The sequence below is a fragment of the Streptomyces sp. NPDC059906 genome (assembly GCF_042730645.1).
In the GTDB taxonomy this organism is placed as follows: domain Bacteria; phylum Actinomycetota; class Actinomycetes; order Streptomycetales; family Streptomycetaceae; genus Streptomyces; species Streptomyces rubrogriseus.
On the sequence record NZ_JBHWKU010000019.1, the window covers coordinates 17,480 to 43,116 of the forward strand.

The 25,637-nt window shown below is 71.6% G+C and carries 29 protein-coding genes, 1 tRNA gene, 1 pseudogene and 1 riboswitch; of the genes and pseudogenes, 15 read left to right on the top strand and 16 right to left on the bottom strand.

Annotation, left to right across the window (positions count from 1 at the left end; genetic code table 11):
- The first annotated feature begins 11 nt into the window (after positions 1-11).
- Positions 12-1,241, top strand: a complete 1,230-nt coding sequence (gene lhgO / locus ACFV9J_RS26035; protein ID WP_385357644.1) for an L-2-hydroxyglutarate oxidase — start codon at positions 12-14, stop codon at positions 1,239-1,241.
- 55 nt (positions 1,242-1,296) lie between these two features.
- Here the strand turns inward: lhgO and ACFV9J_RS26040 are convergent, their stop codons facing one another.
- The gene (locus ACFV9J_RS26040; RefSeq protein WP_385357646.1) at positions 1,297-1,707 is read right to left on the bottom strand and encodes a Dabb family protein; all 411 of its coding nucleotides are present in this window, start codon (positions 1,705-1,707) and stop codon (positions 1,297-1,299) included.
- 131 nt (positions 1,708-1,838) lie between these two features.
- Between ACFV9J_RS26040 and trmB the strand changes: the two genes are divergently transcribed.
- Positions 1,839-2,654 carry a tRNA (guanosine(46)-N7)-methyltransferase TrmB gene (gene trmB, locus ACFV9J_RS26045; RefSeq protein WP_385357648.1) on the top strand — a complete coding sequence of 272 codons (816 nt, stop codon included), beginning with the start codon at positions 1,839-1,841 and terminating at the stop codon, positions 2,652-2,654.
- Positions 2,655-2,663: 9 nt separating this feature from the next.
- On the top strand, positions 2,664-4,079 hold the full coding sequence (locus ACFV9J_RS26050; protein ID WP_385357650.1) for a PrsW family intramembrane metalloprotease: 1,416 nt from the start codon (positions 2,664-2,666) through the stop codon (positions 4,077-4,079).
- A 24-nt stretch (positions 4,080-4,103) separates the two neighbouring features.
- Here the strand turns inward: ACFV9J_RS26050 and ACFV9J_RS26055 are convergent.
- The 7 genes and pseudogenes from ACFV9J_RS26055 to ACFV9J_RS26085 form a co-directional block, all read right to left on the bottom strand.
- Positions 4,104-4,817, bottom strand: a pseudogene (locus ACFV9J_RS26055) (aldo/keto reductase); the annotation flags it as partial.
- 362 nt (positions 4,818-5,179) lie between these two features.
- Entirely contained in the window at positions 5,180-6,223 is a 1,044-nt protein-coding gene (locus tag ACFV9J_RS26060; protein ID WP_385357652.1) for a M23 family metallopeptidase, read from the bottom strand.
- An 11-nt stretch (positions 6,224-6,234) separates the two neighbouring features.
- A riboswitch (cyclic di-AMP (ydaO/yuaA leader) is annotated at positions 6,235-6,391 on the bottom strand.
- 224 nt (positions 6,392-6,615) lie between these two features.
- Positions 6,616-7,839, bottom strand: a complete 1,224-nt coding sequence (locus ACFV9J_RS26065) for a PP2C family protein-serine/threonine phosphatase (RefSeq protein WP_385357654.1) — start codon at positions 7,837-7,839, stop codon at positions 6,616-6,618.
- Positions 7,840-8,024: 185 nt separating this feature from the next.
- A tRNA-Met gene (locus ACFV9J_RS26070) sits at positions 8,025-8,098 on the bottom strand.
- A 70-nt stretch (positions 8,099-8,168) separates the two neighbouring features.
- A complete protein-coding gene (locus ACFV9J_RS26075) occupies positions 8,169-9,299 on the bottom strand; it encodes a dihydrofolate reductase family protein (protein ID WP_385357656.1) in 1,131 nt (376 codons plus the stop codon).
- A gap of 49 nt (positions 9,300-9,348) precedes the next feature.
- Positions 9,349-9,669, bottom strand: a complete 321-nt coding sequence (locus ACFV9J_RS26080; protein WP_385357658.1) for a hypothetical protein — start codon at positions 9,667-9,669, stop codon at positions 9,349-9,351.
- Positions 9,669-9,935 carry a hypothetical protein gene (locus ACFV9J_RS26085; protein WP_385357661.1) on the bottom strand — a complete coding sequence of 89 codons (267 nt, stop codon included), beginning with the start codon at positions 9,933-9,935 and terminating at the stop codon, positions 9,669-9,671. Before ACFV9J_RS26085 ends, ACFV9J_RS26080 begins: the two co-directional genes overlap by 1 nt.
- Positions 9,936-10,095: 160 nt before the next feature.
- Between ACFV9J_RS26085 and ACFV9J_RS26090 the strand changes: the two genes are divergently transcribed.
- On the top strand, positions 10,096-10,389 hold the full coding sequence (locus tag ACFV9J_RS26090) for a GntR family transcriptional regulator (protein WP_385357664.1): 294 nt from the start codon (positions 10,096-10,098) through the stop codon (positions 10,387-10,389).
- A 23-nt stretch (positions 10,390-10,412) separates the two neighbouring features.
- Here ACFV9J_RS26090 and ACFV9J_RS26095 read toward each other — a convergent pair whose 3' ends face one another.
- The gene (locus ACFV9J_RS26095; protein WP_385357933.1) at positions 10,413-11,018 is read right to left on the bottom strand and encodes a hypothetical protein; all 606 of its coding nucleotides are present in this window, start codon (positions 11,016-11,018) and stop codon (positions 10,413-10,415) included.
- A 17-nt stretch (positions 11,019-11,035) separates the two neighbouring features.
- Positions 11,036-11,305: a DUF7008 domain-containing protein gene (locus tag ACFV9J_RS26100; protein ID WP_385357667.1), complete on the bottom strand. Its 270-nt coding sequence runs from the start codon at positions 11,303-11,305 to the stop codon at positions 11,036-11,038.
- A gap of 170 nt (positions 11,306-11,475) precedes the next feature.
- Here ACFV9J_RS26100 and ACFV9J_RS26105 point away from each other — a divergent pair, with 170 nt between their 5' ends.
- From ACFV9J_RS26105 to ACFV9J_RS26120, 4 genes are all read left to right on the top strand, one after another.
- Positions 11,476-11,919, top strand: coding sequence for a hypothetical protein (locus ACFV9J_RS26105; RefSeq protein ID WP_385357670.1), 444 nt, complete (start codon positions 11,476-11,478; stop codon positions 11,917-11,919).
- A gap of 9 nt (positions 11,920-11,928) precedes the next feature.
- Positions 11,929-13,758, top strand: coding sequence for an alpha/beta hydrolase (locus ACFV9J_RS26110; RefSeq protein WP_385357673.1), 1,830 nt, complete (start codon positions 11,929-11,931; stop codon positions 13,756-13,758).
- Between the two features lie 116 nt (positions 13,759-13,874).
- Positions 13,875-14,690 (top strand): hypothetical protein, encoded by an 816-nt coding sequence (locus ACFV9J_RS26115; RefSeq protein WP_385357676.1) that lies wholly within the window; start codon positions 13,875-13,877, stop codon positions 14,688-14,690.
- Positions 14,691-14,822: 132 nt separating this feature from the next.
- Positions 14,823-15,242, top strand: a complete 420-nt coding sequence (locus tag ACFV9J_RS26120; protein WP_385357679.1) for a hypothetical protein — start codon at positions 14,823-14,825, stop codon at positions 15,240-15,242.
- A 23-nt stretch (positions 15,243-15,265) separates the two neighbouring features.
- On the opposite strand, the gene ACFV9J_RS26125 is transcribed toward ACFV9J_RS26120, so the two are convergent.
- From ACFV9J_RS26125 to ACFV9J_RS26135, 3 genes are read right to left on the bottom strand one after another with little or no spacing between them, the layout of a single operon-like run.
- On the bottom strand, positions 15,266-15,460 hold the full coding sequence (locus tag ACFV9J_RS26125) for a hypothetical protein (protein ID WP_385357681.1): 195 nt from the start codon (positions 15,458-15,460) through the stop codon (positions 15,266-15,268).
- Positions 15,461-15,489: 29 nt separating this feature from the next.
- Positions 15,490-15,810: a hypothetical protein gene (locus ACFV9J_RS26130; protein ID WP_385357683.1), complete on the bottom strand. Its 321-nt coding sequence runs from the start codon at positions 15,808-15,810 to the stop codon at positions 15,490-15,492.
- A 46-nt stretch (positions 15,811-15,856) separates the two neighbouring features.
- The gene (locus tag ACFV9J_RS26135) at positions 15,857-16,957 is read right to left on the bottom strand and encodes an Lrp/AsnC family transcriptional regulator (protein ID WP_385357685.1); all 1,101 of its coding nucleotides are present in this window, start codon (positions 16,955-16,957) and stop codon (positions 15,857-15,859) included.
- Positions 16,958-17,014: 57 nt separating this feature from the next.
- On the opposite strand from ACFV9J_RS26135, the gene ACFV9J_RS26140 reads away from it, so the two are divergent.
- From ACFV9J_RS26140 to ACFV9J_RS26160, 5 genes are read left to right on the top strand one after another with little or no spacing between them, the layout of a single operon-like run.
- On the top strand, positions 17,015-18,286 hold the full coding sequence (locus ACFV9J_RS26140) for a M20 family metallopeptidase (protein WP_385357687.1): 1,272 nt from the start codon (positions 17,015-17,017) through the stop codon (positions 18,284-18,286).
- Complete coding sequence (locus tag ACFV9J_RS26145) at positions 18,283-19,719, top strand: MFS transporter (RefSeq protein ID WP_385357689.1); 1,437 nt, start codon at positions 18,283-18,285, stop codon at positions 19,717-19,719. Before ACFV9J_RS26140 ends, ACFV9J_RS26145 begins: the two co-directional genes overlap by 4 nt.
- Before the next feature lie 42 nt (positions 19,720-19,761).
- Entirely contained in the window at positions 19,762-20,418 is a 657-nt protein-coding gene (locus ACFV9J_RS26150) for a trimeric intracellular cation channel family protein (RefSeq protein ID WP_385357692.1), read from the top strand.
- 25 nt (positions 20,419-20,443) lie between these two features.
- Positions 20,444-21,709 carry a M20 family metallopeptidase gene (locus ACFV9J_RS26155; protein WP_385357694.1) on the top strand — a complete coding sequence of 422 codons (1,266 nt, stop codon included), beginning with the start codon at positions 20,444-20,446 and terminating at the stop codon, positions 21,707-21,709.
- Between the two features lie 60 nt (positions 21,710-21,769).
- Positions 21,770-22,741: a MerR family transcriptional regulator gene (locus tag ACFV9J_RS26160; RefSeq protein ID WP_385357695.1), complete on the top strand. Its 972-nt coding sequence runs from the start codon at positions 21,770-21,772 to the stop codon at positions 22,739-22,741.
- Here the strand turns inward: ACFV9J_RS26160 and ACFV9J_RS26165 are convergent.
- From ACFV9J_RS26165 to ACFV9J_RS26175, 3 genes are read right to left on the bottom strand one after another with little or no spacing between them, the layout of a single operon-like run.
- Entirely contained in the window at positions 22,722-23,105 is a 384-nt protein-coding gene (locus ACFV9J_RS26165) for a hypothetical protein (RefSeq protein ID WP_385357698.1), read from the bottom strand. The two genes, ACFV9J_RS26160 and ACFV9J_RS26165, sit on opposite strands and share 20 nt — an antisense overlap.
- 6 nt (positions 23,106-23,111) lie before the next feature.
- The gene (locus ACFV9J_RS26170) at positions 23,112-23,489 is read right to left on the bottom strand and encodes a hypothetical protein (RefSeq protein WP_385357700.1); all 378 of its coding nucleotides are present in this window, start codon (positions 23,487-23,489) and stop codon (positions 23,112-23,114) included.
- On the bottom strand, positions 23,455-24,216 hold the full coding sequence (locus tag ACFV9J_RS26175; RefSeq protein WP_385357702.1) for a TetR/AcrR family transcriptional regulator: 762 nt from the start codon (positions 24,214-24,216) through the stop codon (positions 23,455-23,457). The genes ACFV9J_RS26170 and ACFV9J_RS26175 overlap by 35 nt, the downstream gene beginning before the upstream one ends.
- A 132-nt stretch (positions 24,217-24,348) precedes the next feature.
- Here ACFV9J_RS26175 and ACFV9J_RS26180 point away from each other — a divergent pair, with 132 nt between their 5' ends.
- Together ACFV9J_RS26180 and ACFV9J_RS26185 are read left to right on the top strand one after the other, a co-directional pair.
- Entirely contained in the window at positions 24,349-25,020 is a 672-nt protein-coding gene (locus ACFV9J_RS26180; protein ID WP_385357704.1) for a CatB-related O-acetyltransferase, read from the top strand.
- Positions 25,021-25,434: 414 nt separating this feature from the next.
- Positions 25,435-25,587, top strand: coding sequence for a hypothetical protein (locus tag ACFV9J_RS26185; protein ID WP_385357706.1), 153 nt, complete (start codon positions 25,435-25,437; stop codon positions 25,585-25,587).
- The last annotated feature ends 50 nt before the right edge of the window (positions 25,588-25,637 follow it).

The window sequence follows — 25,637 nt, forward strand, 5'->3', positions numbered from 1 at the left end:
TGGGCCGGGACATGGAAGAAGTGCGGGCCGGGCTCGTTCGGAGCCCCGTGTACGACTGCGACGTGCTGGTGATCGGCGGCGGGATCGTCGGCCTGTCCACGGCGTACGCGATCACGCGCGCGGCACCGGGCACCCAGGTCACGGTCCTGGAGAAGGAGCCGGGCCCCGCCCGCCACCAGACGGGCCGCAACAGCGGCGTCATCCACAGCGGTGTCTACTACCGCCCCGGCTCCCTCAAGGCGCGCTACGCGGTCCGGGGCGCCGCCGAGATGGTCAAGTTCTGCGCCGAGTACGGCATCGACCACGCCGTCACCGGCAAGCTGATCGTCGCCACCGACCGCGCCGAGCTGCCCCGCCTGCACGCCCTCGTGCAGCGCGGCCGGGAGAACGGCATACCGGTGCGCGAGCTGAGCGGCGCCCAGATCCAGGAGTACGAGCCCGAGGTGCGGGGCCTGGCCGCCATACACGTCGGCACCACCGGGATCTGCGACTACGGCGCCGTGGCCCGGCAGCTCGCGCGGGCGTCCGGGGCGGAGATCCGCTACGGCGCCGAGGTGCACCGCGTCGACCGGCGCCCCGGCCTGGGCGTCGCCGTCCAGACCCGCACCGGGGACGTGCTCCGGGCCCGGGCTCTGGTCAACTGCGGCGGGCTGCACTGCGACCGGATCGCCCAGCTGACCGGGGACGACCCGGGCATGCGGATCGTCCCGTTCCGGGGCGAGTACTACGAGCTGGCGCGGCCGGAGCTGGTGCGGGGACTGGTGTATCCGGTGCCGGACCCGGCCTTCCCGTTCCTCGGCGTGCATCTGACCCGCGGGATCGACGGCGGCGTCCACGTCGGGCCGAACGCGGTACCGGCGCTGGCCCGCGAGGGATACGGCTGGGGCGTGGTGCGCCCCCGCGAGCTGGGCGCCACCCTGGCCTGGCCGGGTTCGTGGCACATAGCCCGACGGCACTGGAGATACGGGGCGGGCGAGCTGCGCCGGTCCCTGTCCAGGAGCGCCTTCACCACGGCGGTCCGCAGACTGCTGCCGGCGGTGGCGGAGGGCGACCTGGTCGCCGCCCCGGCCGGGGTCCGGGCGCAGGCGGTGCTCGCGGACGGCACGCTGGTGGACGACTTCCTGATCAAGGAGGGCGCCCACGCGGTGCACGTCCTGAACGCGCCGTCGCCCGCGGCGACCGCGTCCCTGCCCATCGGCCGGGAGGTGGCCCGCAGAACGCTGGCGATGCTGGCGGACTAGGAACCACCCGACCGCCCGGCACCCCGTCGGGCGCGGGCGGCGGGCGGCGGGCCGGCTAACCGCGCCCGGGAGCGCTGCTGCCCTCGTACGAGCCGAGGCCCTCGATCAGGGCGACGAGGGCCGGGTCGCCCGCGAAGCGCTCGGCGTGGATCTGGCGGATGCGGTCGCCGGTGGCCGGGTCCTCGTCGTCGGTCAGGTCCTGGGAGACCATGTTGCGCACCAGCGGCAGCCCGATCTCGTCGACCCGCCGGTGCAGCGGGGCGTGCATGTACGCCCGGTAGCCCTCGATGTCCTCGACGGCGAACATCGCTCCGTAGTCGAAGTCGCCGCCCACGTCGCGCCCGACCGTCCAGTACGCGACGGCATCGATCTCGCGCCCCATCCTGCGGAGCATCTCAAGTGCTTCCTCGACCTTGTCCCGGGGTGCGTCGGGGCGCATGGCAAGGCGGATCTGGTGGTGAATCACGGTGTCTCTCCCCACGGGTACGACTGTCACTTCAACTGGCGCTTCAGCCAATCGCTTGCGTTATAGACTCTAACTACATCTACGGCCTGTCGCAACCACGGGCGCGTGGCGCGGTCTAAAATCGACGCATTGTGTCTGACTCCCACCACACCCCCGAGGCCGCATCCGCTTCCCTGCGGCACGTCCGCGCCAAGGGCGAGCCCCGCTTCCCCGACGGGCCGAAGGCCGATCCCGCCGGGTCGCACTTCGAGCGGCGGATCCGCAGCTTCCAGCCCCGGCGGAGCCGGGTGACCGCCGGGCAGGCGGACGCGCTGCAACGGCTGTGGCCCCTGTGGGGGCTGGACATCGACGGACAGCGGGTCGTCGACCTCGCCGAACTCTTCGGCAACGCCCGCCCCGTCGTCCTGGAGGTCGGCTTCGGCATGGGCGAGGCCACCGCCCGGATGGCCGCCGCCGCCCCGGACACCAACATCCTCGCCGCCGACGTCCACACCCCCGGCCAGGGCAACCTGCTGGGCCTCGCGGAGCGAGGGGAGCTGTCCAACATCCGGGTGGCCAACGGCGACGCGATCATCCTGCTGCGCGAGATGCTCGCCCCCGACTCCCTCGCCGGGCTGCGCGTCTACTTCCCCGACCCGTGGCCGAAGAAGCGGCACCACAAGCGCCGGCTGATCCAGCCGGAGTTCCTGACCCTGGCCGCGACCCGGCTCGCCCCGGGGGCCGTGGTGCACTGCGCCACCGACTGGGAGCCGTACGCGAAGCAGATGCTCGACGTGCTGACCGCGCACCCCGACTTCGAGAACACCGTGCCCGGCGGCGGATTCTCGCCGCGCCCCGAGCACCGGCCGCTGACCCGTTTCGAGGGCCAGGGACTGGACAAGGGACATGTGGTGAACGACCTGCTCTTCCGTCGCGTACAGCACAAGGAGCCGCTCCCCACCGGTTAGGGTCCTGCCGTGGCCACCTGTCCCCCGTATCCGACCCGTGTGCACCGGCATACGCACTGGTGGCAGCGGACCTGGGTCCGTTACGGCGCGCTGATCACGCTGCTCGCGCTCTCCGGCCTGGTGATCCTGGCCCTGGTGCGCGAACAGACCGGCACGCAGGGGTTCCTGGTGGGGCTGGGCCTGGCGGTGCTGCCGGTGCCGCTGCTCATGGCCGCGTTCCGCTGGCTGGACCGGGTGGACCCCGGCCCCTGGCGGAACCTGCTCTTCTGCTTCGCCTGGGGGGCCTGCGCGGCGGCGCTGATAGCGATCGTCGCCAACAGCTTCGCGACCCGCTGGATAGCCACCGCGACCGCCGACCCGGCGAGCGCGGACACCCTGGGCGCCACGGTCATAGCGCCGGTCGTCGAGGAGTCCGCCAAGGCGGCCGCCGTCCTCCTGGTCTTCCTGTTCCGCAGGCGGGACTTCACCGGCATCGTCGACGGCGTGGTCGTCGCCGGGGTCACCGCGACCGGCTTCGCCTTCACCGAGAACATCCTCTACCTGGGCACCGCCTTCGGCACCGACCAGCTCACCGGTGACAGCGGCTTCGCCTCGGTCACCGCCGCGACCTTCTTCGTCCGCGTCGTGATGTCGCCCTTCGCGCACCCGCTGTTCACCGTGCTCACCGGCATCGGCTTCGGCGTCGCCGCGCTCTCGACGGGCCGGCACCGCCTGCGCCGGGCGCTGCTCCCGCTGGCCGGGCTGCTGCTCGCGATGGGCATGCACGCCCTGTGGAACGGCTCGGCCGCGTTCGGCGAGTACGGCTTCTTCGCCGTCTACGCGGCGTTCATGGTGCCGTCCTTCGGCCTGCTGACCTGGCTGGTGATCTGGACCCGGCAGCGCGAACTGGGCACCGTGCGGGCCGAGCTGCCCGCGTACGTCATGGCCGGATGGCTCACGCCCGCGGAGCCTTACGCGCTCGGCTCGATGCGGGCCCGCCGCATCGCCCGGCAGTACGCCCGCCGGCACGCCGGGAAGGAAGGGGCGCGGGCGGTGGCACGGTACGAGGCCTGCGCGACCTCGGTGGCGTTCCTGCGGCAGCGGGGCCGCCGGGGCCGGGCGGGCGCCGACTTCGCCGCACGGGAGCGGGCGCTGCTGGACGTCCTGTGGCACCTGCGGGACCTGGCCCGCCCGGCCCTGGACCACGCGGCCCGGGCCACCGCCCCGCCGCCCGTGCCGGTGCGGATGCCGGTGGCGGTGCCGCCGTGGGCGTATCCGTACGGCGGGACGCCCGGCGCGTACGGCCTCCGTACGGCACCCGGCCCCTACGCCCCGCAGGCCCCCTACACCACACAGGCCCCGCACAACCCGTACGCACCGCCGGCCGTACCGCCGTACGCACCGTCGTACCACCCGTACGCGCCGCCCGGCCCGCACCGGCCGTAGGTGCGCGACGCGACGGCCGCCCGATCAGGCGGAGGCCCGGGTCAGCCTCCCGACCTCGTCCTCCGTCAGGCTCAGCTCGGCCACACCCAGCAGCGCCGGCAGCTGCTCCACCGTGCGCGCGGAGGCGATCGGCGCCGCCACCGTCGGCCGGGCGGCCAGCCAGGCGAGGGCGACCGTGGCGACGGGAGCCTCGTGGGCCGCGGCGATCTCGTCCAGGGCGGCCAGCACCCGGCGGCCCCGCTCGGTCTCCAGGTGCCGGGCCGCACCGCCCGCCCGCGGGCTGTCCACCTCCGTGCCGGGCCGGTACTTGCCGGTGAGGAAGCCGGCCGCGAGGGCGTAGTACGGCACGGCGGCGAGAGATGCCTGCTCGGCGAGGTCGCGCAGTTCGCCCTCGTACGTGTCGCGGGAGACGAGGTTGTAGTGCGGCTGGAGGGCGACGTAGCGGGCGAGGCCCTCGCGGTCGGAGAACTCCAGGGACGCCGCGAGCCGCTCGGCGGAGATGTTGGAGGCGGCGATGTGCCGTACCTTGCCGGCCTTCACCAGTTCGTCGAGCGCGCCGACGATCTCCTCGACCGGCACCTCGGGCTTGTCGAAGTGGGTGTAGTACAGGTCGATGTGATCGGTGCCCAGGCGGCGCAGCGAGGCGTCGGCCGCGGCCTTGATGTTCGCGGCGGACAGGCCCGGGTACTCGGGGTGCTGGCTGACCTTGGTGGCGAGGACGACGTCGTCTCGGTTGCCGGCGATGTAGCTCGATCGTGTGATCGTCGGGGTCCTGGGTTGCGCTGTCGCGGGCCGACCGGGCTAACGTGGTCAGCGCGATCTGGGACGCCGGGTACGGCGCCAGCGTGCGGGGCCCCCGCTCCACCGGAGTGATGGTTCGGGGCCTCCCCGTCGCCTCTGGCCGTGTCCAACTGGCCAGGTCGTGAGGAAACTGGCCTCCCGAGAACGGACCACGGACGGGATCCGTGTCGCCGCCTCGGGGTTGAGTACGCCGGGGACCAGTGCGCCCAAGACCGTTCGGGGCGTGCGGCTGAGCGGGCTGCCTCCGTCCAGTCCAAAGGAACGGTTGCCGTCAGGACCGTCATGGTCCAGCGGGTGGATCAGGGGGTCAAGCCCTTGCTCTGCAGCCAGGCCATCGGGTCGATGCCCGAGCCGTCACCGGTGTGGACCTCCAGGTGGAGGTGGGCGCCGGTGACGTTGCCGGTGGCGCCGACGCGGCCGATGACGTCACCGGTGGTGACCTTCTGGCCGACGCTGACGTTGATGGACGACTGGTGCGCGTACCAGAGTTCGGTGCCGTCGTCGAGGGTGAGGACGGTCTTGTAGCCGTACGACCCGTCCCAGCCGGCCGACGTGATGGTGCCGCTGTGCACCGCCTTGAGCAGCGTGCCCGTGGGGGCGGCGAAGTCGAGGCCGGTGTGGTGGCCGGAGGCCCACAGGGAGCCGGCCTGGTTGAACGTGGAGGAGATCGTGTACGAGGAGGTCGGCAGCGTGTACTGCTTGGCCAGCTTCGCGAGCCGCTCGGCCTCGGCCTTCTTCGCGGCCTCCTCCTCCGCCTTCTTCTTGGCGGCGGCGGCCTTCTCCTCGGCCTCCTTCTCCGCCTTGGCGGCGGCTTCCTGCGCCTTCTTCTCGGCTGCGGCCTGGGCCTCGGCGGCGGCCTTGGTCTCGACCTGCGCCTGCTGCTGCTCGGCCTGCGCCATGATCCGGGCCCGCAGCGACTCACCGGCGCCGGTGGTGTCGGCGCCCTCCGCGCTGTCGGCGGCGACGGCCTGGGTGATGCCGCTGAGCGGGGTGGCGGAACCCTCGGGCTCCGACTGCTCGTCACCGCCGGGCATGAGCGAGCCGACGTTCGGCAGGTCCGGCATGGAGATGGACACCGGGGGCTTGCCGGTCTGCGCGCTGGCCATGCCGCCCGCTCCGACGGCGGCTATGACACCGACGCCGAGGACGGTGGAGCTGCGGGCGAGTCCGCCGCGCTGCTTGGCCACGCGGTGCCGGCCGCGTACGGGGCGGATGGATTCCGCGGTGGGATTCCACTCCTCCCAGGGACCCTCTTCGGCGCGGTAGCCGTCGTAGCCGAAGGTGTCGGTGCCGTGCCCACTGGGCGCGGACGGGGCCTCGGGGGCAGGCCGGTTTGACGCCACGTGGGCGTACTCCTTTCCTTCCTTTCGCCTACCGGGTTAGCTGACGGGTTCGGAGCAGGAAGGTCTCCTACGGGTGCCTGCCGACCGTGTTTCCACGGCGGCATACGCCCGATTCACCCCAATGTGGTGGTTCCCCGGTTCCCTTGCGGGATTCGGCGCGTGCGCACGGAGCCGCCTTCTGTGACGGCTGGGACGACCGCGCTGCGTTATCGAACGTTAATAGACGCGAGGCTCCGATTCCAAGCCGTTCCTCTTGATCATTACCGAATACGGCCGGGACGTACGCCTCACGACCGGTGAAAACCGGGCGAGTTGGCCGGGCCTCGGTATTCCCCTTCGCGGCACTTTCTTCTGACGGTGTATCAGTTGTTATGCGGAGGGGGGTCGCGCTGTCACGGCTCGTGACAATGATCATGATCAGCGCGCCGAGGACGCCGGACGGCGAGCAGCGCCATGTCGTCCGCCATGCCGCCCCCGGAGTGCCGGCGCACGTCCTCGGCGAGGGTGTCGAGCAGGGTCGCCGGATGCGGGAAGACGCGGCCGGCCAGCCGCGTCTGCGGATCGTAGAACTCGCCCTTCGCGTCCCGGGCTTCGGTCAGCCCGTCGGTGTAGAGCAGCAGCGTGGCCCCGCCGGGGAAGGCGACCTCCTCCGCCCGGTCGGGCCACACGCCCAGCTCGCCCATGCCGAGCGGCAGCGCCGACTCGTGGGCGGGCAGCGGGCCGAGGGTTCCGTCGCCGTGGAGCAGCAGGGGCGGGGGATGGCCCCGGTTGACGATGCGTACGGTGCCGTCGCCGTGCGGGAGTTCGGCGAGGACGGCGGTGGTGAAGCCCTCGAAGGCGTCCAGTCCGTCGCGCCGGGTGCCCTCGCGCGCCAGCGCCCGCTCCAGGCGCTGGGCCACCGCCTCCAGCGTCGCCTCCTGCTCGGCCGCCTCCCGGAAGGCGCCGATCACCACGGCGACGGCGGCCACCGCGCCCATGCCCTTGCCGCGCACGTCCCCGACGATCAGCCGGACGCCGCGGGCGCTGTCCTGCACGGCGTACAGGTCGCCGCCGATGAAGGCGTCGGCCTGCGCGGCCTCGTAGCAGACGGCGATCTCGAAGCCGGCGATCCGCTCCGCGGGTTCGGGCAGGACGGCGCGCTGGGCGGCCTCGGCGATCTCGCGGACGGAGACGAGGCGCTCGCTGCTGCGGCGGACCATGCCGTTCACGAGGACGGCGAGCACCGCGACCGTCGCGATGGTGATCAGCTCGGTGAGGGAGTCGACGTAGTGGATGACGCCCTTGCCGAGCTGCAGCGCGATGACCGCGACGACCACCGCGGCGCCGGTGAGCGCCGTGCCGCGCCGCGAGTAGAGCGGGGCGGCGATCAGGGGCGCGGCCGTGTAGAGCGGGCCGGCGGTGAAATACCTCGGGGTGAAGATGTCGTACAGGATGGCGACGGCGATCAGCAGCACGGGGAGCGCGTGCACGAAGGCGCGCCCGTACGCGACCCGCCGTCGGGGCGGCCCCGGGGGCGGCACGGGCTGGGGCTCGTCGTCGAGGCCGAGGCCGGGGTCGGGCACGGGATCGCCGGGGAGCCGGCCACCGGCTCTGGCGGCCGCTCCCTCGTCGTCCACGTCACCTGGCCGCACCACTCGTCTCCCGCCGCCCCGTACGTCCGCGCCGCTTGCCGTCCCGCACTCCAGGGTTGCGGGGGCGGGGACGGGCGGCGAGCGGTGAGGGGCCGACCGGATGACACGGGGCACCTGCGGAAACGCACCGAGGGCCGGAACCCTTTCGGATTCCGGCCCTCGGCCTTCAGTAGCGGGGACAGGATTTGAACCTGCGACCTCTGGGTTATGAGCCCAGCGAGCTACCGAGCTGCTCCACCCCGCGTCGTTGTGCTCACCACTGTACGTCATCCCGGGGGCGGAATGCACATCGGTATCTCCTCGCCCCGCGCTCCCTACCCCTCCAGGTGGCGGTTGGGCGCCTTCGCCCGCCGCGCGTACTCGGCCAGTACGACGACGACGGCACCCGCGGCGGTGAGCACCCCGCTGCCGTCCGCCCCCGCCACGAAGGTGTCCGGCTCCCGCCAGGCGGTGACGACGCGGCGCACCCCGGCGTCGAGGATGATCCGGGCGCAGGGCGCGGGCCGGGAGGCGCGGCGGGCACAGGGCTCCAGGCTGCTGTAGACGGTGGCGCGGGCCAGCCGCGGGTCTTCCCGGTCGACCTTCGCGAGCGCGGCTTCCTCGGCGTGCACGACCGGATCACCGCCCTCCCGCGAGTACCCCCGCGCCAGCTCGCTTCCGTCGGCGGCGACCACGACTGCCCCCACGCTGAAGGCGGTGTCCGACGGCGGACACAGCTCGGCCAGCTCGCAGGCGAGCGCCAGCCAGTGCCGGTCGGCGGCGGCGACGCGGTCACCGGTGCCGGGTGCGGTCGGGAGGTACCGCATCAGCACCACGTCCTCGATCCGCCGCGTCTCGACCAGCCGCAGCCGCCCGCCCTGGTAGGCACCGGGCCCGAACAGCCGGGGCGCGGCCGGGTCCCCGACCAGGAGCGGCGCGAGCACGAGCTGCAGCTCGTCGGCGAGTTCCTGCTGGAGCAGCTGGGTGTGGACGGTCCCGCCCCCTTCCACCATGAGCCGCCGCACGCCCCGCCGGTCGTGGAGGTACTCCAACGCCGCCCGCCAGTCGAGGTCCGGCCCGAGGGACACGACGTCGGCGCCGATCCCCAGCGCGTGGGCCCGGTGAGCCCCGTCGTCCGTGGTCAGCAGCACCTTGTCCCCACCCGTGTGCCAGAACCGCGCCGCCGGATCCAGCTCACCGCTGCCGCTGACGGTGACCTTGAGCGGGTACTCCGCCCGTCCGTCCGCAACCCGGGCGGCCCGCCGCTCGGCCGAGTTCACCAGCAGCCGCGGATTGTCGGCCCGGACCGTCCCGGCCCCGACGAGGATCGCGTCGACCGACGCCCGCACCTCGTCGACCCGGTCGAAGTCGGCGGGGCTGGAGAGCAGGAGTCGTTCGGGTCCGGTGTCGTCCAGGTAGCCGTCGAGGGAGACGGCGGCGGAGAGGAGGACGTGGGGGAGGGGCATGGGCGGCACTCCGGGAGACAGACGGGCGGCGGGTTCCGGCGGGCACACACTAGGCTCCGCTGCTGCTCCTACGGTTCGGCGTGGTCCTCGGCCAGGCGCGCCGCCCCCTCGACTCCGCGACCCGCAGCGCGTCCGCGAGGCACTCGGTCAGGCGGATCGCGGTGTAGCGGACCTCGGCGTTCGGGGACACCGGGTCGTCCAGGACGCCGCGCGCCGAGCGGAGTACGTCCAGCCCCACGGTGAGCTGCCGGGCCTCCGTCTCGTCGGCGAGCCGGGACACGAATCCGCTGCCGTCGCCGGGGGCGAGGAAGCAGGGCTTGCCCTCGGCCGACAGCCAGGGCAGCAGCCGTAGCGCGGTGAACCCCTCCATCAGGCGGCCGCCTTCCGCGCGCCGACGACGTGCTGGTCCAACTCCTGCTCGTGGGCGGCGACGTAGGGGCGGACGAGGCGGGAGGCGGCGCCGTCGAGGGGGAGGTGACGGCAGTACGGGGAGTGGTGGAGGGGGAGGCGGACGGGGGCGGTGGGGCGAGGGGTGCTCCGGGCTCGGTGGCGTGGGGCGCCCGCGCGGTGCATTCCGGTGCCGGGACCGAGGAGAAGGGTCAGCCAATGGGCGATGCGGTGGATAAGGTCGTGCATGTCGACGCTCCTTGCGTAAGCGTTGGCCGTGCCCCGGGAGGTCTGGACACCTCGCCGGGGTCTTGCGTGTTGGAAAGCTATCGAGGGATACAGCCCTCTACATACAAGTACAGCGGAATCCACTCGTTCGAGTAAGGCAGGGCATGCATACATTGGACATATGAGCGATACGGATCGCACGCCCCTGGACCCGATGAGCGCGAGACCTCTCTACGTTCAACTCGCCGACGTCATCGCCAAGATGATCGAGTCGGGAGAGCTGGCGCCGGATCGGCCCATCCCATCGGAGAACCATCTCGCCGACGAGTACGGCGTAGCGCGACTCACCGCGCGCCGGACCGCGCAGGAGCTCCGGGAACGGGGACTCATCGTCACCGTTCGCGGCAAGGGGTCGTTCGTCGTGGAGCAGCCACCGACCGGTTTCCCCGAAAGTGAAGCCGGGACCGCCGGCTGAAGGCTCCGGGCAGAACACGTCCGTCAGTCCAAGACGAGATGGAAATATGCAGTTGAGCGATACCCGTCGTCTGGAGGCGCGACCTCCACGGTGACAGGAATCCCTCGCTCACTCGGCTGGACCGTGACGGGGATGCTCCGGGTCTCACCCGCGTCGAGAGGCAGGATGAGAAGGAAGGCGGACTCCTGCTGGTTCAGCCACGTCAGGGTGTACTCGGAGTAGTCGTCGAGAGACTCGCCGGCGCGAACGGTGAGGTGAGCGGGCCCCAACTCGCTGATGCTGTCCTCGACCGACTCTCCGCCCGGCAATATCTTCTCGTCCGTGCCGTTGTCGTAGGTAACGGTGAAGCTGTACGTGCCGTCGGACTCCCGTTGCGGAGGATCGACCGTGACGTTCAGACCATCCTCGTACCGGGCGACCACACCAGCGCTGAGGGGGTCTGCCACGCTGCCAGAGGCACCGGTTTGTTCGAGCTGCCCGTCACCGTCCAGGCTCTTGTCGAGTTCGTCCAGCGCCCAGGCTCCCGCGGCAACCAGCAGAGTGAGGAAAAGCAGCACGAGCGTGCAGCCGGTAACACACCCTTTGTTCTCCCCGGTCGAGGCGGGAGTAGAGGCCGAGTCCGTGTCCATGCCGGTCACACTAGGAATCACTCCTGCCCACGATCACGGGCACGAGTACTCAATCTGTGACTGAGTAGTGCCGCCTGGACCCAGGGAATAACCTCCAGCAGCCCGGCCAGCAGCGGCACGAACCTGGGATCCTCCCGCTTCCAACCGTCGTGCTCGACACGGTCACTGATGAGGTTGACGAGGGCCTCGGCCTGATCCCGGTGGTTCCAGCCGGCCCAGCCCAGGAGCAGGGAGGGATGAACCGCCTGGCGTCCCCACGCCTCCCTCATCAGGGTGGAAAGCACCACCTGTCCGCACCATGGCCGGATGCCGTCTGAGTAGACGTACTCAGACGGCATGGTGGCCGATACGGATGGGGCAGGTGGTCGCGGGCGGCTACCGTCCGTGTCGATCGCCGCGGCGTGGCGACCGTACGTTCCGACCTGCTTGGCGGAGCAGGACAGGGGAGGGGGCAATCATGGCGTGGGACGAATGGGAACGGCTCAAGGCCGCGGCGGCCGAGCGGCACGGCACACACATGCAGCTGAACCAGTTGCCAGCGGACCGCGGAGCCAGTGAGGGCGACCTCATCTCCAACAAACCGGCCTGGACGAGGATCGGTACGGACGTCGGCTCGCTGCGTGAGGACATCAGCAAGGCAACAGCGAAGCTCAAAGTCGGTCAAACAGGCCTCGGCAGCGACTCCGGCTGCCTGACCGCTGCTGCCCAGAAGGATGTCCACGAGTCTTGGGCCACCTACGTGGAACGCCTCAGCGGTCGCTGCGGAAAGCTTTCCGGCCTTCTGGTGAAGGCGGGCAGCGACCAGGTGAGGACTGACGAGTCGGTCGAGGCCGAGGTCGCCAAACTGGAGGTGGCTTACGGGGATACGCCGGCTGTCGGCGGTCAGGGCCAGGGGCGGTAACCAGACGTCATGGATCTCGCGACGCTCAAGGCTCTCAAGCCCACCGAGTACTCCGAAGCGGCCGACGGGTACCGCAGCACCTCCGACATGGCGAGCGCGGCCAAGGACCGCATCGACAACCAGATAGCGGTGGCCTTGAGGAACCAGCTGAAGGGAAACGCCGCCACAGCGGCAGGCAAGCAGCTGGGAGAACTGAGCCAGAACTTCCACTACGTCCAAGTGCAGTGCGGCCTCGTCAGCACCGCCCTTGAAGCGTTCTCGTACGAGACGGAAGCGGCCAAGCGGAAACTCGACACGGCCCTTGACAACGCCAAGGCTGCGAACCTCACCGTGAACTCCGACGGATCCGTCACCTACCCGCCCGGCGGCAAGAAGGGCGAGGACGGCAAGATCCCTGAAGGAGGCACGGTGGGCGGCCTGACGGACAGTACCGCCTCGGCTGTCGGCAGGCAGGCCGCCAACTTCGACCCCAACCCGCACCACCGCCTTGCCCAGGACTGCGCCGACTTGATCGCCACCGCCCTCAAGGAGGCGACGGAAGCCGACGGGAAGTGGGCACCGAAACTGCGGGCCCTGAGGGCGGACGACGACCTCACCGTGTCCGGCGGGGACTGGGTCGATGTGAAGGAAGACACCGCTGGTGTTCTCAAGGGAGCAGACGACTACCTGGAGTCGTTCAGGGAGCCGCCCAAGCAGGGGACACCCGAGGAAAATGCCAAGTGGTGGCACGGCCTGTCCGAGGAGCAGCAAGCCGCATACATGGCAGTGCATCCCGAGGCAATCGGGTGGATGGACGGACTCCCTGCCACCGTGCGTGACGAGTCGAATCGGACCGTGCTTGCCGAGGCCCGTGGCGCCGCGCAGACCCGCCTCGACTCCTGGATTGCTCAGGAGCCCAAGCCGGCCTACGTCGAGCGGGAGATCATCAACGCCCAAACCGGTGAGCGATGGACTGCGAAGGTCCCCACCGATGAATGGCGCGAGTGGGAGAAGAAGCGGAAGGAACTCAAAGAACCCCTCAATGGCATGGACGCGATCCAGAGCCGGTTCGACAACTACGTCAACGAGAGCACTCGCCCTTACCTGCTGGGTTTCGACGACAGGAACAATGGCCGTGCCATCGTCTCCGTCGGCAACCCCGACACCGCGGACAACGTCGTCACGTACGTTCCCGGGACCGGTAGCAAACTGAGCAGCATCGACGGCGACATCAGCCGCGCGGAAGTACTCCAGGACCGAGCGAGCGCAACGGACCCCGCCCACAGCACGGCGTCCATCATGTGGCTGGGTTACGACGCGCCACAGGGTCTCCTCAGTGACGCTACCGACCCCAAGTACGCCGACGACGCCCGTGAACCGCTGAGCAGCTTTCTGACCGGCATCGACACAGTTCACGACGGCGCGGTGAACTCCACGGTTCTGGGCCACAGCTACGGCACCCTGGTAGCCGGGGAGACCATGCGGGACCATCCCGACCTGCCTGTGGACAATGCGATCCTGGTGGGCAGTCCCGGTGTGGGTGCCGACCATGCCAAGGATCTCAACATCGGAGCTGACCACGTCTTCGCGGCCACCGCCCAGAACGATCTGGTGAACCTGGCCCCACCACCAGCCGGCACGTTGGCACCACTGAACCCGAAGGCGTACATGCGACTCTTCGACGACCACTCGATCATGTACGGGAACGACCCGACATCCGACGAGTTCGGCGGGCGTACGTTCCAAGTAGCTGGCGGAGGGCTGCCGGGCTCGGACGGCCTGATGCCTGCTCACTCGCAGTACTGGGAGGGAGACTCACTGAATCACATGGCGAGGATCGTGACTGGAGGAACCCCGTGAGGCAGTGCCGAATGAAGTTTGTCATCGTCGTACTGATCACGACGATCGCGACGGCGGCGTGCGGATCGGGGCAGTCGGGGAACACGAGTGGCAGGGAACCATCGAGACAGGTCACCATGGACGAGCAGCAGGCAACCCGACGCGCGGAAGAAATCATCCACCAAGCTGTGGATGGCATGTCTCCCCGCCCAACGCTCAAGCGAAGCGGGCTGCGGCCAGTCGGCCCCTGCCTGGCCGACGAGCACTCCAGCGGCGAACGTGTTCAAGTCCGCATCACCTACCAGCTGACTGATGTACCGGGTGACGCGGCGAAGAAGCTGGTGCGTCAGGCCCGGGACACCTGGGTGAATCGCGGATACGAGTTCCAGGGCTCGGATGCCGACTGGTCCGACCCATTCCCTGCAGTCAGCATGCGCACGGTGCCCGACGATTTCTGGATGACCGCCCTCACTGGGGTCGTGGACCGGGCGAAAGGGGATGGATTGGCGTCCATCAGCGTGACTTCACCGTGCTTCGTCGACGACGGCTCCGCCTCTGCCGACCCCGCCTTCTTCAGGACTACCTCCGACGAAGAGGCGGAGCGCCGGGCGCTGAGGCACTCCAGTCGCCTTTACGACGCGCTTCGAGTCCCCCACGCACCAACCCGGGGCGGCGAGGGCATCGGCACCTACCAGGACGGGGCGGACACGTACTCACACCACTCCTGGTCCACTCGACCGCTCACGGCGGAGGAGACCGCCCTGGCGATGGCACGTGCGCGGCACTTTCTCGAGGCCGAAGGATGGATCACGCGCATATCGGCAGGGGCTGCCGGCCTTGCGATCGCCGCTCGCGATCCCAGGGACGGGAGCATCGTCCAAGTGTCTCCGTCCACCACCGGCGCTGTACGCGTCGCGGTGACGGCCGGTTCGTCACCCAGAACCGCTGTCTAGCCCGCGGGGGCAAGCGGACCCACTGGGTGTGGGGAGTCACTGATCTTGAATAGAAGGTTTTCGGGACTCACTCACACCGTTGCGGCCGGTCTTCTTTTGGCCGCCTGTTCGCAGGGAAGTGAGTCGGCCAACGTGGAAGTGCGAGACGGGGAAACTGTCAAAAAGCAGGTTGAACAAGCGTCCAGTCGCATCCTGGAAATGATGGCACTCAATGGAAAGGTAACCGATACCGGCGCCTTGACCATTCGGTGCGCGGATTATGATTCAAGCGAGGAAGTGTACCGTGCACGGCATCCGTGGAGCGTGTACCAGGTTCCCGTACCTGACATGGAAAAAGCCATGGACCGCCTCCGTGCCGAACTCCCGGAGATGGGCTGGAAAGTCGTGAAGGACGGCGTGGACGACAGCCCCGCCAAGAGCCCGCAGATCGTCGCCGAGTCCAAGGGCCAGGAGTATGCGGTGGATGTGCGACTGCTCGATGAACGAAAATACGGAGACGACCCCTCGCTTATCGAGGTGACAGTCCAATCATCCTGCTATCGGGCCAAGTAGCCGTTCTGGCTGCACACCGACGGTCAGGCATCAACAGTCCGCTTCAGCTCCTTCAGGAACAGCCCTTTCACGCGGACCCACTCGCTCACCTGGTCGGCGAAGAGCACCGTGCGCCCGGTGGCGAACTCGGCGTCCGCGCGCAGCAGTGCCTTCCAGTCGACGCCGTTCTCGGCGGCCAGTTCCCGCAGCGCCGTGAGGAACAGGTCGTCCAGTGACACCGGCACGACGTCGAAGCGCGCCGCTGCTCCTACGGTTCACCGTGGTCCGTGGACAGGCGCCGCCCCCTCGACTCCGCGACCCGCAGCGCGTCCGCGAGGTACTCGGTCAGGCGGATCGCGGTGTAGCGGACTTCGGCGTTCGGGGAGACGGGGTCGTCCAGGACGCCGCGCGCTGAGCGGAGTACGTCCAGCCCTTCGGCGAGCTGCCGGGCCTCCGTCTCGTCCGCGAGCCGGGACACGAATCCGCTGCCGTCGCCGGGAGCGAGGAAGCAGGACTTGCCCTCGGCCGACAGCCAGGGCAGCAGCCGTAGCGCGGTTGCCGCAGGGTGCGGCGCTGGTCTCGTCGCCACACTGCCCGCCAAGGGGACGTACGTCATCGGGCAGCCCGACGGCACCTCATGACCGGAACCGCGCCAGCAACGACTCTTCCGCCGTAGCCGCCGCCGTGTCCTCCCAGAGGGCGACCGGTACGGCCCGGACGTGGCGGCCGTAGGGGTCGAGGATGTGGCCGCCGAGCTTGAGAGGCCACAGCGCGACCGCGCGGTCGGCGATGACCAGGCCGGGGAAGCGGGCCACCAGCCGTGCCTCGTACGGCTGGATCTCCTCGACCGAGCGGAGCCACACCGTGGCCATCACGTTGTGCGGGCCGGACAGCGACGCGCACAGACGCGTCTCCCGCGTGCCGATGAGCTGCGCGGCGATCTTCGGGACGTCGCCCGGCGGGGCCGCGCACCACAGGGTCACCGAGACCGGCCAGCCGGAGAGGTGGCGGGCCACTTCGCAGCGGAAGACGAGGGCCCGCTCGGCCCGCATCCGGGCGAGGCGGCGGCGGACCGTCGTCGGACTGAGCCCCGTACGCTCCGCGAGCCTCGCGGCCGGCATCCGGCAGTCCTCGCTGAGCGCGGTGAACAGGGCGAGGTCCGCGGCGTCCGGCGCGGCGGGGGTCGGGGCACCGGCGGAGCGCTCCGCCGGCGCACGGTCGACGAGGACGGCTCGGCGGCGCTCGGCCAGCCGGTCGAGGCGCCAGTGGCTGCCCTCCACGTGCACCATGGTGGCGATCTGGCTGCGTGTCGCGGTCACCCCGTCCAGGGCGCCGAGCCGGAACCCGAGGTAGCGGGCGAGCGCGGCCTGGTCCTGGAAGGCGGCGGTGACCAGCAGGTCCCGGGCACCGGTGACGTGCTCGACGGTGAAGACGTGCGGGTCGGCGGCGATCCCGGCGGCGACCTGGCGCAGCAGCCCCGGCGCGCAGTCGATCTCGATGAACGCCACGAGCGGGGCGAGTCCGGGGCCGACCGCCGGGTGGCAGCTCAGCCAGGCCAGTCCCGCCTCGGTGAGCCGGGCCCAGCGCCGGGCCGCGGTGGAGGCGTCCACGTCCAGGGCCCGGCCGACGCGCCGCCAGTCGGCACGAGGCGCGGCCTGGAGCGCGGTGACGAGCATGCGGTCCAGCTCGTCGAGCTCGTCCCGTTCGGCGGATGTCTGCATCAGAAGCGCTCCCATGGCGCATCCTGGGTACTTTGCCCGGGTGATCGGTGGGTGGCGCCGACCGTACCCCACATGAACGCACTCCACGACGGCGACGCCGACGCCGAAACCGAAGCCCACTCCGACGGCCTGCACGACGACCTGGTCCGGCTGCGCCACGCCCTGCACCGCGAGCCCGAGACGGGTCTCGACGTCCCCCGCACCCGCGCGAAGGTGCTCGCCGCCCTCGACGGGCTGCCGCTGGAGATCAGCACCGGCAAGCGCCTCGGTTCCGTCACCGCCGTGCTCCGCGGTGGCCGCCCCGGGCCGGCCGTCCTGCTGCGCGGCGACATGGACGCGCTGCCGGTGCGGGAGGAGAGCGGGGTGCCGTACGCCTCCGAGGTCCCCGGCGTGATGCACGCCTGCGGCCACGACGTGCACACCGCCGCGCTGGTGGGCGCCGCGCGGCTGCTGGCCACCCGGCGGGACGAGCTGGCCGGGGACGTGGTGTTCATGTTCCAGCCGGGTGAGGAGGGCTACGGCGGGGCCCGGCTCATGGTCGAGGACGGGGTGCTGGACGCCGCCGGGACGCGCGTGGTCGCCGCCTACGGGCTGCACGTCTTCTCCACGGTCCTGCCCCTCGGCGTGGTCGCCACCCGCCCCGGACCGCTGCTGGCCGCGTCCGACGCCGTCACGGTCACCGTCACCGGGCGCGGCGGCCACGGCTCGTCGCCGCACGCCGCCGCCGACCCGGTCCAGGCGGTCTGCGAGATGGTCACCGCCCTGCAGACGATGGTCACGCGCACGGTGGACGTCTTCGACCCGGCCGTCCTCACCGTCGGCTCGCTGCACGCCGGGACGGCGCACAACGTCATTCCGGAGACCGCCCGCTTCGAGGCGACGGTGCGCAGCTTCTCGGCCGCCACGCAGCGGGCGGTCCGCGAGGGCGTGCACCGCACGGTCCAGGGCGTCGCGGCCGCCCACGGCGTCCAGGCGGAGGTCGACTACCAGGACCTGTACCCGCCCACGGTCAACGACGCGGACGAGGCGGCCTTCGCCCTGCGGACCGCCCGCGACCTCTTCGGCGCCGGGCGTGCCGTCGAGGCGCCGCAGCCCGTCGCGGGCTCGGAGGACTTCTCCTTCGTGCTCCAGGAGGTACCGGGCGCCTTCCTCGGCCTCGGCGCCTGCCCGCCGGACCGCGACCCGTCGACCGCGCCGATGAACCACTCGCCGCAGGCCGTCTACGACGACGCGGTGCTCACCGACGCGGCGGCGCTGCTCGCCCGGCTCGCCGCCGACCGCCTCGCACTCGCCGCCGCCGGGCATGCCGTACCGACTCCGTCGCCCGCGGAGAAGTCCAGGTGAGCGCCGCGCCCACCACACGGAATCCGTCCGGCACCGGGACCGGCGCCTCCGTGAAGGCCGTCGTCGGACTGCTCGTCCTCTTCGAGTTCGTGAGCGGCTTCCTGCAGATGGGCATGGTGCCGCTGCTCCCGAAGATCGGCGACCGGCTCGGGGCGACGGACTCCGACCTGTCCTGGGTCGTCGCCGTGCAGTTGCTGGCCGCCGCGGTCTGCGTCCCGGCCTTCGGGCGGCTCGGCGACCTCCACGGGCACCGGTTGCTGCTGCGGATCTCCCTCGCCACGGTGGCCGCCGGGACCTGCCTCGTGGCCCTCGCGCCGTCGTTCGAGGTGCTGCTCCTCGGCCGGGTCCTGCAGGGGCCGCTCGCCGCCCTGCTGCCGCTGGAGATCGCGCTGGTCCGCGACCGGCTCCCGGTCGATCTCGCCCGCCGTGCCATCGCCCGGCTGGTGGGCGCCCTCACCGTCGGCTCGCTCCTGGGCGCGCTGGTCATGGGCGCGGCGGACGAGGCGCTGGGCGACGTCCGGCTGGCGCTGCTGCTCCCCGCGGTGCTGACCGTCGTCTGCGTGCCGGTCTCCTTCCTGAGCGTCCCGGAGAGCCGGCGCCTCGCGGCGGGGCGCGTCGACCTGCCCGGGATCGTCCTGCTCGGCGCGGCCATGATCGGTCTGCTGCTCGGGGTGTCCGCCGCCGAGGAGCAGGGCTGGCTCACCGCACCGGTCCTCGTGCCGATCGGCGCCGGTGCGGTCCTGCTGGCCGTCTTCACCGCCGTGGAACTGCGCAGCGCCGACCCGCTGCTGGACCTGCGGGCGATGAAGGGGCGGGGCAGCGCGCCGTTCTACCTGGCCTCGTTCCTGTTCGGGGTGTTCTTCTTCGGCAGTCAGGCGCCCAACGCGACGTTCTGGGCGGCGGATCCGGCCGAGACCGGCTACGGGTTCGCCCTCGGCGCCCTGTCCATCTCCCTGATGTCCCTGCCGGGGGCGGTGTGCAGCGTGGTCGGCTCGACGCTGACCGCCCGTATCGCCGGCCGGACCGGTTACCGCCGGGCGCTCGTCGGGGCGTTCACGCTCGTCGCGCTCTCCTTCGGGTCGTTCGCGGTCCTGCACGACGCGTGGTGGCAGATGTCGCTGACGTACGCCGTGCTGGGCTTCGCGGTCGGTCTGGCGCTCGGGGCCATGCCCACCGTCGTGGTCGAGGCCGGCGACCCGTCCCGCTCCGGTATCGCGACCGCCGTCTACAACAACGTCAAGACACTCGGCGGCGCCGTCGCGGGCGGCGTGTTCGCGTCGGTCCTCGGCACCCTGCTCACCGCCGACGGCGAGGCGCCCGGCGAGCGCGCCTACGTGGTGCTGTGGCTCGTCGCCGGGGCGTGTGCGCTGGCGGCGGCGGGCGCGGTCGCCCTCGCGCACCGCGAGGAGGGGTCACCGGCCGCGGCACGGTGAGGGCGCGGTGTTCACCACCGACCTCGTGGTACCCGGCGCCCCATGAGCACCGAACCCGCTCCGCTGCTCGCCCTGGACCTGACCGGCACGTTCGCGTTCGGGCTGAACGGGGCGCTGACCGCGGTGCGGGCCGCGCGGCTGGACGTGGTCGGGGTGGTGGTGCTCGGGATGATCACCGCGTTGGGCGGCGGGGTCATCCGGGACGTGCTCATCGACTCGCTGCCGCCCGCCACGTTCCTGGACTGGCGTTACTACACGCTCGCCGCCGCCGGTGGCCTGCTCGCCTTCGCCGTCAGCAGGCACCTGCGCCGACTGGAGCCCGCGATCACCGTGCTCGACGCGGTCGGACTGAGCACCTTCGCGGTGATCGGCGCGAGCAAGGCGCTGGACGCCGGGCTGGCCGTCGTACCGGCCATGCTGCTGGGCGTGATCACCGCGGTGGGCGGAGGGACGATCCGCGACATCCTGGTCGGCCGGATCCCGACGGTGCTGCGCACCGGGCTGTACGCCATCCCCGCGCTGGTGGGCGCGGCGGTGACGGTCGCGACCACCGAGACCGGGCTGTACGGCCTCCCGGCCGCGCTCGGAGCGGCGGCGGTCTGCTTCCTGATCCGCATGCTCGGCCTGCACTTCGGCCTCAACGCTCCGGAACCGCCCGAGACGCGTCCGTCCGGTGGCGGGACGCGGCGCCGTGAGTAGCCTCGAAAGGAATGGAGCACCCAAGATGAGTGACCCCGCGCGGACCGTCCTGGCCGACCTCGACTCCGTCCGCTCCGACCTCGAAGACCTCTACCAGGACCTGCACCGGCACCCCGAACTCGGCCTGCGGGAGCACCGTACGGCGAAGAAGGCGGCGGACGCCCTGCGGCGGAGCGGCTACGACGTCACCGAGGGCGTCGGCGGCACCGGCGTCGTCGGGGTCCTCGCCAACGGGGACGGCCCGGTCGTCATGGCCCGCGCCGACATGGACGCCCTCCCGGTGCGCGAGCGGACCGGCCTGCCGTACGCCTCCACCGCGACGGTGACCGACGGGGACGGCAGGGAGCAGCCGGTGATGCACGCCTGCGGCCACGACGTGCACGTAACCTCCCTGGTCGGATGCGCGCGGTTGCTGGCCGCGCAGCGGGACGACTGGCGGGGTACCTTCGTCGCCCTCTTCCAGCCCTCCGAGGAGAACGGCGCCGGCGCCCGCGCCATGGTCGAGGACGGTCTCACCGACCGGTCGCCCCGCCCCGACGTCGTCCTCGCCCAGCACGTCCTGCCCTACCCGGCCGGTTACGTCGGCACCCGGGCCGGCTCCTTCCTGTCCGCGGCGGACAGTCTCCGGGTCACCGTGCACGGCCGGGGCGCCCACGGTTCGGCGCCCCAGGCGTCGGTCGACCCCGTGGTGATCGCCGCATCGATCGTCGTACGGCTGCAGACCGTCGTCTCCCGCGAGCTGGCCGCCACCACGCCCGCCGTGGTGACCGTGGGCAGCATCCACGCCGGCAGCGGCCCCAACGTCATCCCCGACCGGGCCGTCCTGGAGCTCAACGTCCGCACGTACGACGACGCCACCCGCACCCAGGTCCTGGACGCGATCAAGCGCATCGTCCGGGCCGAGTGCGAGGCGTCCCGCTCCCCCGAGGAACCGGAGTTCGAGCGGCTCTCGTCCTTCCCGCCCACCGTCAACGACGAGGAGCCGACCCGGCGCGTCGCGGAGGCGTTCGGCGCGTACTTCGGCGACGACGCGCACACCGTCGAGCTGCAGACCGCCAGCGAGGACATGAGCGAGATCCCGGGGGCCTTCGGGGTGCCGTTCACGTACTGGGCGATCGGCGGCACCGACCCGGACCGCTACGCCGAGGCCGCCCGCAAGGGGACCGTCGCCCAGGACATCCCGGTCAACCACAGCGCCGCCTTCGCCCCCGTCGTCCAGCCGACCCTGGACACGGGCGTGAGCGCGCTGACGGTGGCCGCGCTGGCCTGGCTCGGCGACCGGGCCACCTAGGAACCGGGCAGGTTCGTACGGCTTGACTCTCCAGTGGCTGGAGACCGCAGGGTGGGGGCCATGAACGGCGCGACGCCCCCGCACTCGATCGGTGAACTGTCGGCCCGTACCGGCGTGTCCGTACGGACGATCCGGTTCTACTCGGACACCGGGCTGCTGCCGCCCACGGACCGCACCCCGGCCGGGTACCGGCGTTACGACGACGCGGCCCTCGACCGGCTCCACCTCATCTGCGTCCTGCGGGAGCTGGAGGTCGATCTGACCACGGTCCGCCGCGTCCTGGACGGTGGCCTCTCCGTCGCCGAGGTCGCCGCCGCGCACGCCGACGCCACCGCCCTGCAGATCCGCGCGCTGCGGCTGCGGCACAGCGTGCTGCGGCTCGTCGCCCGGCGCGACGCCAGCCCCGAGGAGACAGTTCTCATGCACCGGATCACCCGCCTCACCTCCGACGAACGACGGCGCGTGATCGCCGACTTCATCGCCGCGCTGGAGGCCGGCACGCCCCACGCCCGCGACGCCGCCGCCGCCCTGCGCACCGCCCTGCCCGAACTCCCCGGCGAACCCTCGGACGCCCAGCTCGCCGCGTGGGTGGAGCTGGCCGAACTCGTGGCCGACGACGACTTCCGCGGGCGCATGGCCCGTGCGGCCCTCCCGCCCGCCGACGAGGACGTGTTGCCGGGGCTGGCCCCCGAGGCGGTGGCGGAACTCATCCCCTTCGTCCGGCAGACCGTCTCCGACGCACGGGCGGCGGGCATCGACCCGGAGGGCGACGAGGCCGTCCCGGTCGTCGACGCCGTCGTGGCGCGCATCGCCGCCGTACTCGACCGCCCGGACGGCCCGGAGCTGCGGGAGTGGCTGGCCGGGCGGTTCGCGGCGGGACACGACCCACTCGTCGAGCGGTACTGGCGCCTGGTGTGGACCGTCAACGACTGGCAGGTGGTCCCCGGTCACCTGCCCTTCCAGCCCTGGATGGTCCAGGCCCTCCGGGCACCTCGCCGGCCCGGCGGCCGGGTCAGCCCCAGTCGCCGTTGACCCACGCGAGCAGGCGGGCGCGTTTGGTGTAGTAGCAAAAGGTGTGGTCCGCGCCGGACGCGGCGTACGGCCCCGACCCGTACCGCAGCTCGTACCCGCGGTCGCCGGGACCGTACTCACCGTCGCGGGAGCCGTCCATGTCGTCGGCCCAGTCGAGGAGACCCGAGACGAGGCCGAGGTTCTCGAAGTACCGGCCAGGATCGGCCGGTTCCACCGGTGCGGGGCGAGGTTCGGAACCGGCGACCGGCAGGTCCTCCAGGCAGCCGTCGGACCGCACCGGCTCACCCAGCCACCATCCGGCCAGGAACACGGCGTACAGCGCGGTGACGACGCCGAGGCGGCGCAGGGTTATCCAGGCGGGCATACCGCTCTACCTCCAGTCGCCGTCGAACCAGGCTCGGAGGCGGCGCCGTTCGCTCGTATCGTTGTCGCAGGTGACGGAGTGGATGGTGACCGTCAGGGTGTGGATGCTGCGGGTGTCCTCGCGCAAGCCGTCCAGCGGAATCACCGATGGTTTCGACATGGGGCCGGACACGGGCGGGGACGTGGAGACCGCTACGTGCCCCGTGTGTTCGGCCCGCCGGTCGAGCGCGGCCTGGTCGACCCGGCACTCGGGGGTCACGGGCTGCCCCAGGTACCAGCCCGCGACGAACACGCCGTAGACCACGGCGGCGGCGCCGAGGCGGCGCGGGGTGAACCGGCGGGGCCGTAAGTCAACCAGTCCGCTGTCGGGGGGAGTTCTGCTCATGCCGGGGGACTCTATCCGTCGGTCCGATGGCCCCCGGCCCCGCCTCCACGTCCACGTCCACGTCCACGTCCACGTCCACGTCCCGGCGTACGGAGAAGGCGCCGGCGGTGGCCGCCAGCACCGCGGCCTCCGCTGCACGTTCCGGAAGCCGCGGGTCGGGATCGGCGCGCAGGAGTACCAACCGGTGGTAGAGCGGCGCCGTGGCGGCGATCAGCAGGCTGCGGGCGTCCAGGTCCGTTGCGGCCCGTGCGGGGACTTCACCCCGTTCGACGGCGCGCTCCACGAGGATCTCGCACTGTGCGTACCGGTCCGCCCACAGTCTCGTCTGGGCCCGCGCGGCCTGCTCGGAGTGGAAGGACGCCGCCATCAGCGCGACGGCGAAGGACGGCCGTACGACGAGCGACTCCTGGATCTCCCGGTTGAGCGCGGTCAGGTCGCCGCGCAGGGAGCCGGTGTCCGGCGGCTGCCAGTCCATCTCGCCGGCGGCGTCGATGACGTCGACGAGCAGCCCGCCCACGTCGCGCCAGCGCCGGTAGACCGTGGTGCGGTGGACTCCCGCGCGGGCGGCGACCCCTTCCACGGTGAGTCCTTCGTGTCCGTTCTCGGCGAGTTCGGCGCGCACCGCGTCCAGGACCTGGGCGCGGACGCGGGCGGTACGACCGCCAGGACGGCGCTCGGGCGCCGCGACCGTCGGCTCCGTCGCATCCGTCGCATCCGCCGGCTCCATCGAATCCCTCGAATCCCTCGAATCCGTCATCGGCAGCCCACTATCCGGTTGATCGATACGACTGGCTCGTGCCACCCTCCTAACGCTACACCTGTCGCACTAGTGACGCCGCCGAGAGGATCCGCCTTGCCGATGCCCGCTCTCCCCGCCGATCCCACCGTGCTCCACCCGATGCCCGAACAGCCCCGGGTCGTCCTGCTCAAGCCGTTGGTGCGGTCCCCGCTGATCGAGGTCGGCGCGTTCTCGTACTACGACGACCCGGACGACGCGACCGTCTTCGAGACCCGCAACGTGCTGTACCACTACGGGCCCGAGAAGCTGGTGATCGGGAAGTTCTGCGCCCTGGGGACCGGCACCCGCTTCATCATGAACGGCGCCAACCACCGCATGGACGGCCCGTCCACCTTCCCCTTCCCCACCATGGGCGGCTCCTGGGCCGAGCACTTCGACCTGCTCACCGGCCTGCCGAACCCCGGGGACACGGTGGTGGGCAACGACGTCTGGTTCGGCAACGGCGCCACCGTGATGCCCGGCGTCCGCATCGGCCACGGCGCGATCGTCGCCACCGGGGCCGTGGTGACGAGCGACGTGCCCGACTACGGGATCGTCGGCGGCAACCCGGCCCGGCTGATCCGCACGCGCCACTCGGAGCGGGACGTCGCACGGCTGCTCGCGGTGGCCTGGTGGGACTGGCCCGTGGAGCAGATCACCGGGCACGTCCGGACGATCATGTCGGGCACCGTCACGGAACTGGAGCAGGCCGCCGCACGGAGCGCACGGGACACCGGGAGGCCGCCCGCGTGAAGCTACGGACCGGGTCGAACCACAGGGGATTGGTGCCGCCGCAGGTGTAGTCGACGGTGATCTCAAGGGCCGCCAGGGGGACCAGTCGGCGACGGGACCGGCGTTGGTCAACTCCAGTCCGGGCGAAGACCAGCACCCCGCCCGGGGCCGGCGACCGGGCCAGGGCGCGCAGGAACCGCTGGTGGCCCTGTGGGGTGGCGATGTCGCCCAGGCTGCTGCCGCCGAGGAAGGCCAGGCGCACCGAGCCGTGGGGGGGGGAGCACCTGCCCGGCGTCGCGCACGTCACCCTCGTACGCCGTGGCCCGGCCGCGCAGACCGGCGGGGACATTGCGGCCGAGCCCGGCCGGTCGGGCTCGGCCCGGACAGGTCGACCGCCGCGACCTGCCGCGCGCCCTCCGCGAGGAGCGCGGCCGGGTGGCGCAGGGTCCCGGCACCCGGCAGGTACACCAGGTCCGGGAGCGGCGCGCCGTACACCCGTACGGCTGCCCGGACTTCGGCACGGCTCGGCTCGGCTCGGCGTCGAAGTGGATCTCACCGGCGAGCCGCAGCACCGGCTCGCTGTCGTAGTGGGCGCGCACCATCTCGGTCAGCTCCGCCTGTACCGCCGAGCCCGCTCG

Coding starts and splice junctions, on each gene's coding strand:
- lhgO (WP_385357644.1), top strand. CDS start 12: ATGGAAGAAGTGCGGGCCGGGCTCGTTCGGAGCCCCGTGTACGACTGC.
- ACFV9J_RS26075 (WP_385357656.1), bottom strand. CDS start 9,299: ATGCCCCTCCCCCACGTCCTCCTCTCCGCCGCCGTCTCCCTCGACGGC.
- ACFV9J_RS26080 (WP_385357658.1), bottom strand. CDS start 9,669: ATGGAGGGGTTCACCGCGCTACGGCTGCTGCCCTGGCTGTCGGCCGAG.
- ACFV9J_RS26085 (WP_385357661.1), bottom strand. CDS start 9,935: ATGCACGACCTTATCCACCGCATCGCCCATTGGCTGACCCTTCTCCTC.
- ACFV9J_RS26090 (WP_385357664.1), top strand. CDS start 10,096: ATGAGCGATACGGATCGCACGCCCCTGGACCCGATGAGCGCGAGACCT.
- ACFV9J_RS26095 (WP_385357933.1), bottom strand. CDS start 11,018: ATGGACACGGACTCGGCCTCTACTCCCGCCTCGACCGGGGAGAACAAA.
- ACFV9J_RS26105 (WP_385357670.1), top strand. CDS start 11,476: ATGGCGTGGGACGAATGGGAACGGCTCAAGGCCGCGGCGGCCGAGCGG.
- ACFV9J_RS26110 (WP_385357673.1), top strand. CDS start 11,929: ATGGATCTCGCGACGCTCAAGGCTCTCAAGCCCACCGAGTACTCCGAA.
- ACFV9J_RS26115 (WP_385357676.1), top strand. CDS start 13,875: ATGGACGAGCAGCAGGCAACCCGACGCGCGGAAGAAATCATCCACCAA.
- ACFV9J_RS26135 (WP_385357685.1), bottom strand. CDS start 16,957: ATGGGAGCGCTTCTGATGCAGACATCCGCCGAACGGGACGAGCTCGAC.
- ACFV9J_RS26140 (WP_385357687.1), top strand. CDS start 17,015: ATGAACGCACTCCACGACGGCGACGCCGACGCCGAAACCGAAGCCCAC.
- ACFV9J_RS26150 (WP_385357692.1), top strand. CDS start 19,762: ATGAGCACCGAACCCGCTCCGCTGCTCGCCCTGGACCTGACCGGCACG.
- ACFV9J_RS26155 (WP_385357694.1), top strand. CDS start 20,444: ATGAGTGACCCCGCGCGGACCGTCCTGGCCGACCTCGACTCCGTCCGC.
- ACFV9J_RS26160 (WP_385357695.1), top strand. CDS start 21,770: ATGAACGGCGCGACGCCCCCGCACTCGATCGGTGAACTGTCGGCCCGT.
- ACFV9J_RS26165 (WP_385357698.1), bottom strand. CDS start 23,105: ATGCCCGCCTGGATAACCCTGCGCCGCCTCGGCGTCGTCACCGCGCTG.
- ACFV9J_RS26170 (WP_385357700.1), bottom strand. CDS start 23,489: ATGAGCAGAACTCCCCCCGACAGCGGACTGGTTGACTTACGGCCCCGC.
- ACFV9J_RS26175 (WP_385357702.1), bottom strand. CDS start 24,216: ATGGAGCCGGCGGATGCGACGGATGCGACGGAGCCGACGGTCGCGGCG.
- ACFV9J_RS26180 (WP_385357704.1), top strand. CDS start 24,349: ATGCCCGCTCTCCCCGCCGATCCCACCGTGCTCCACCCGATGCCCGAA.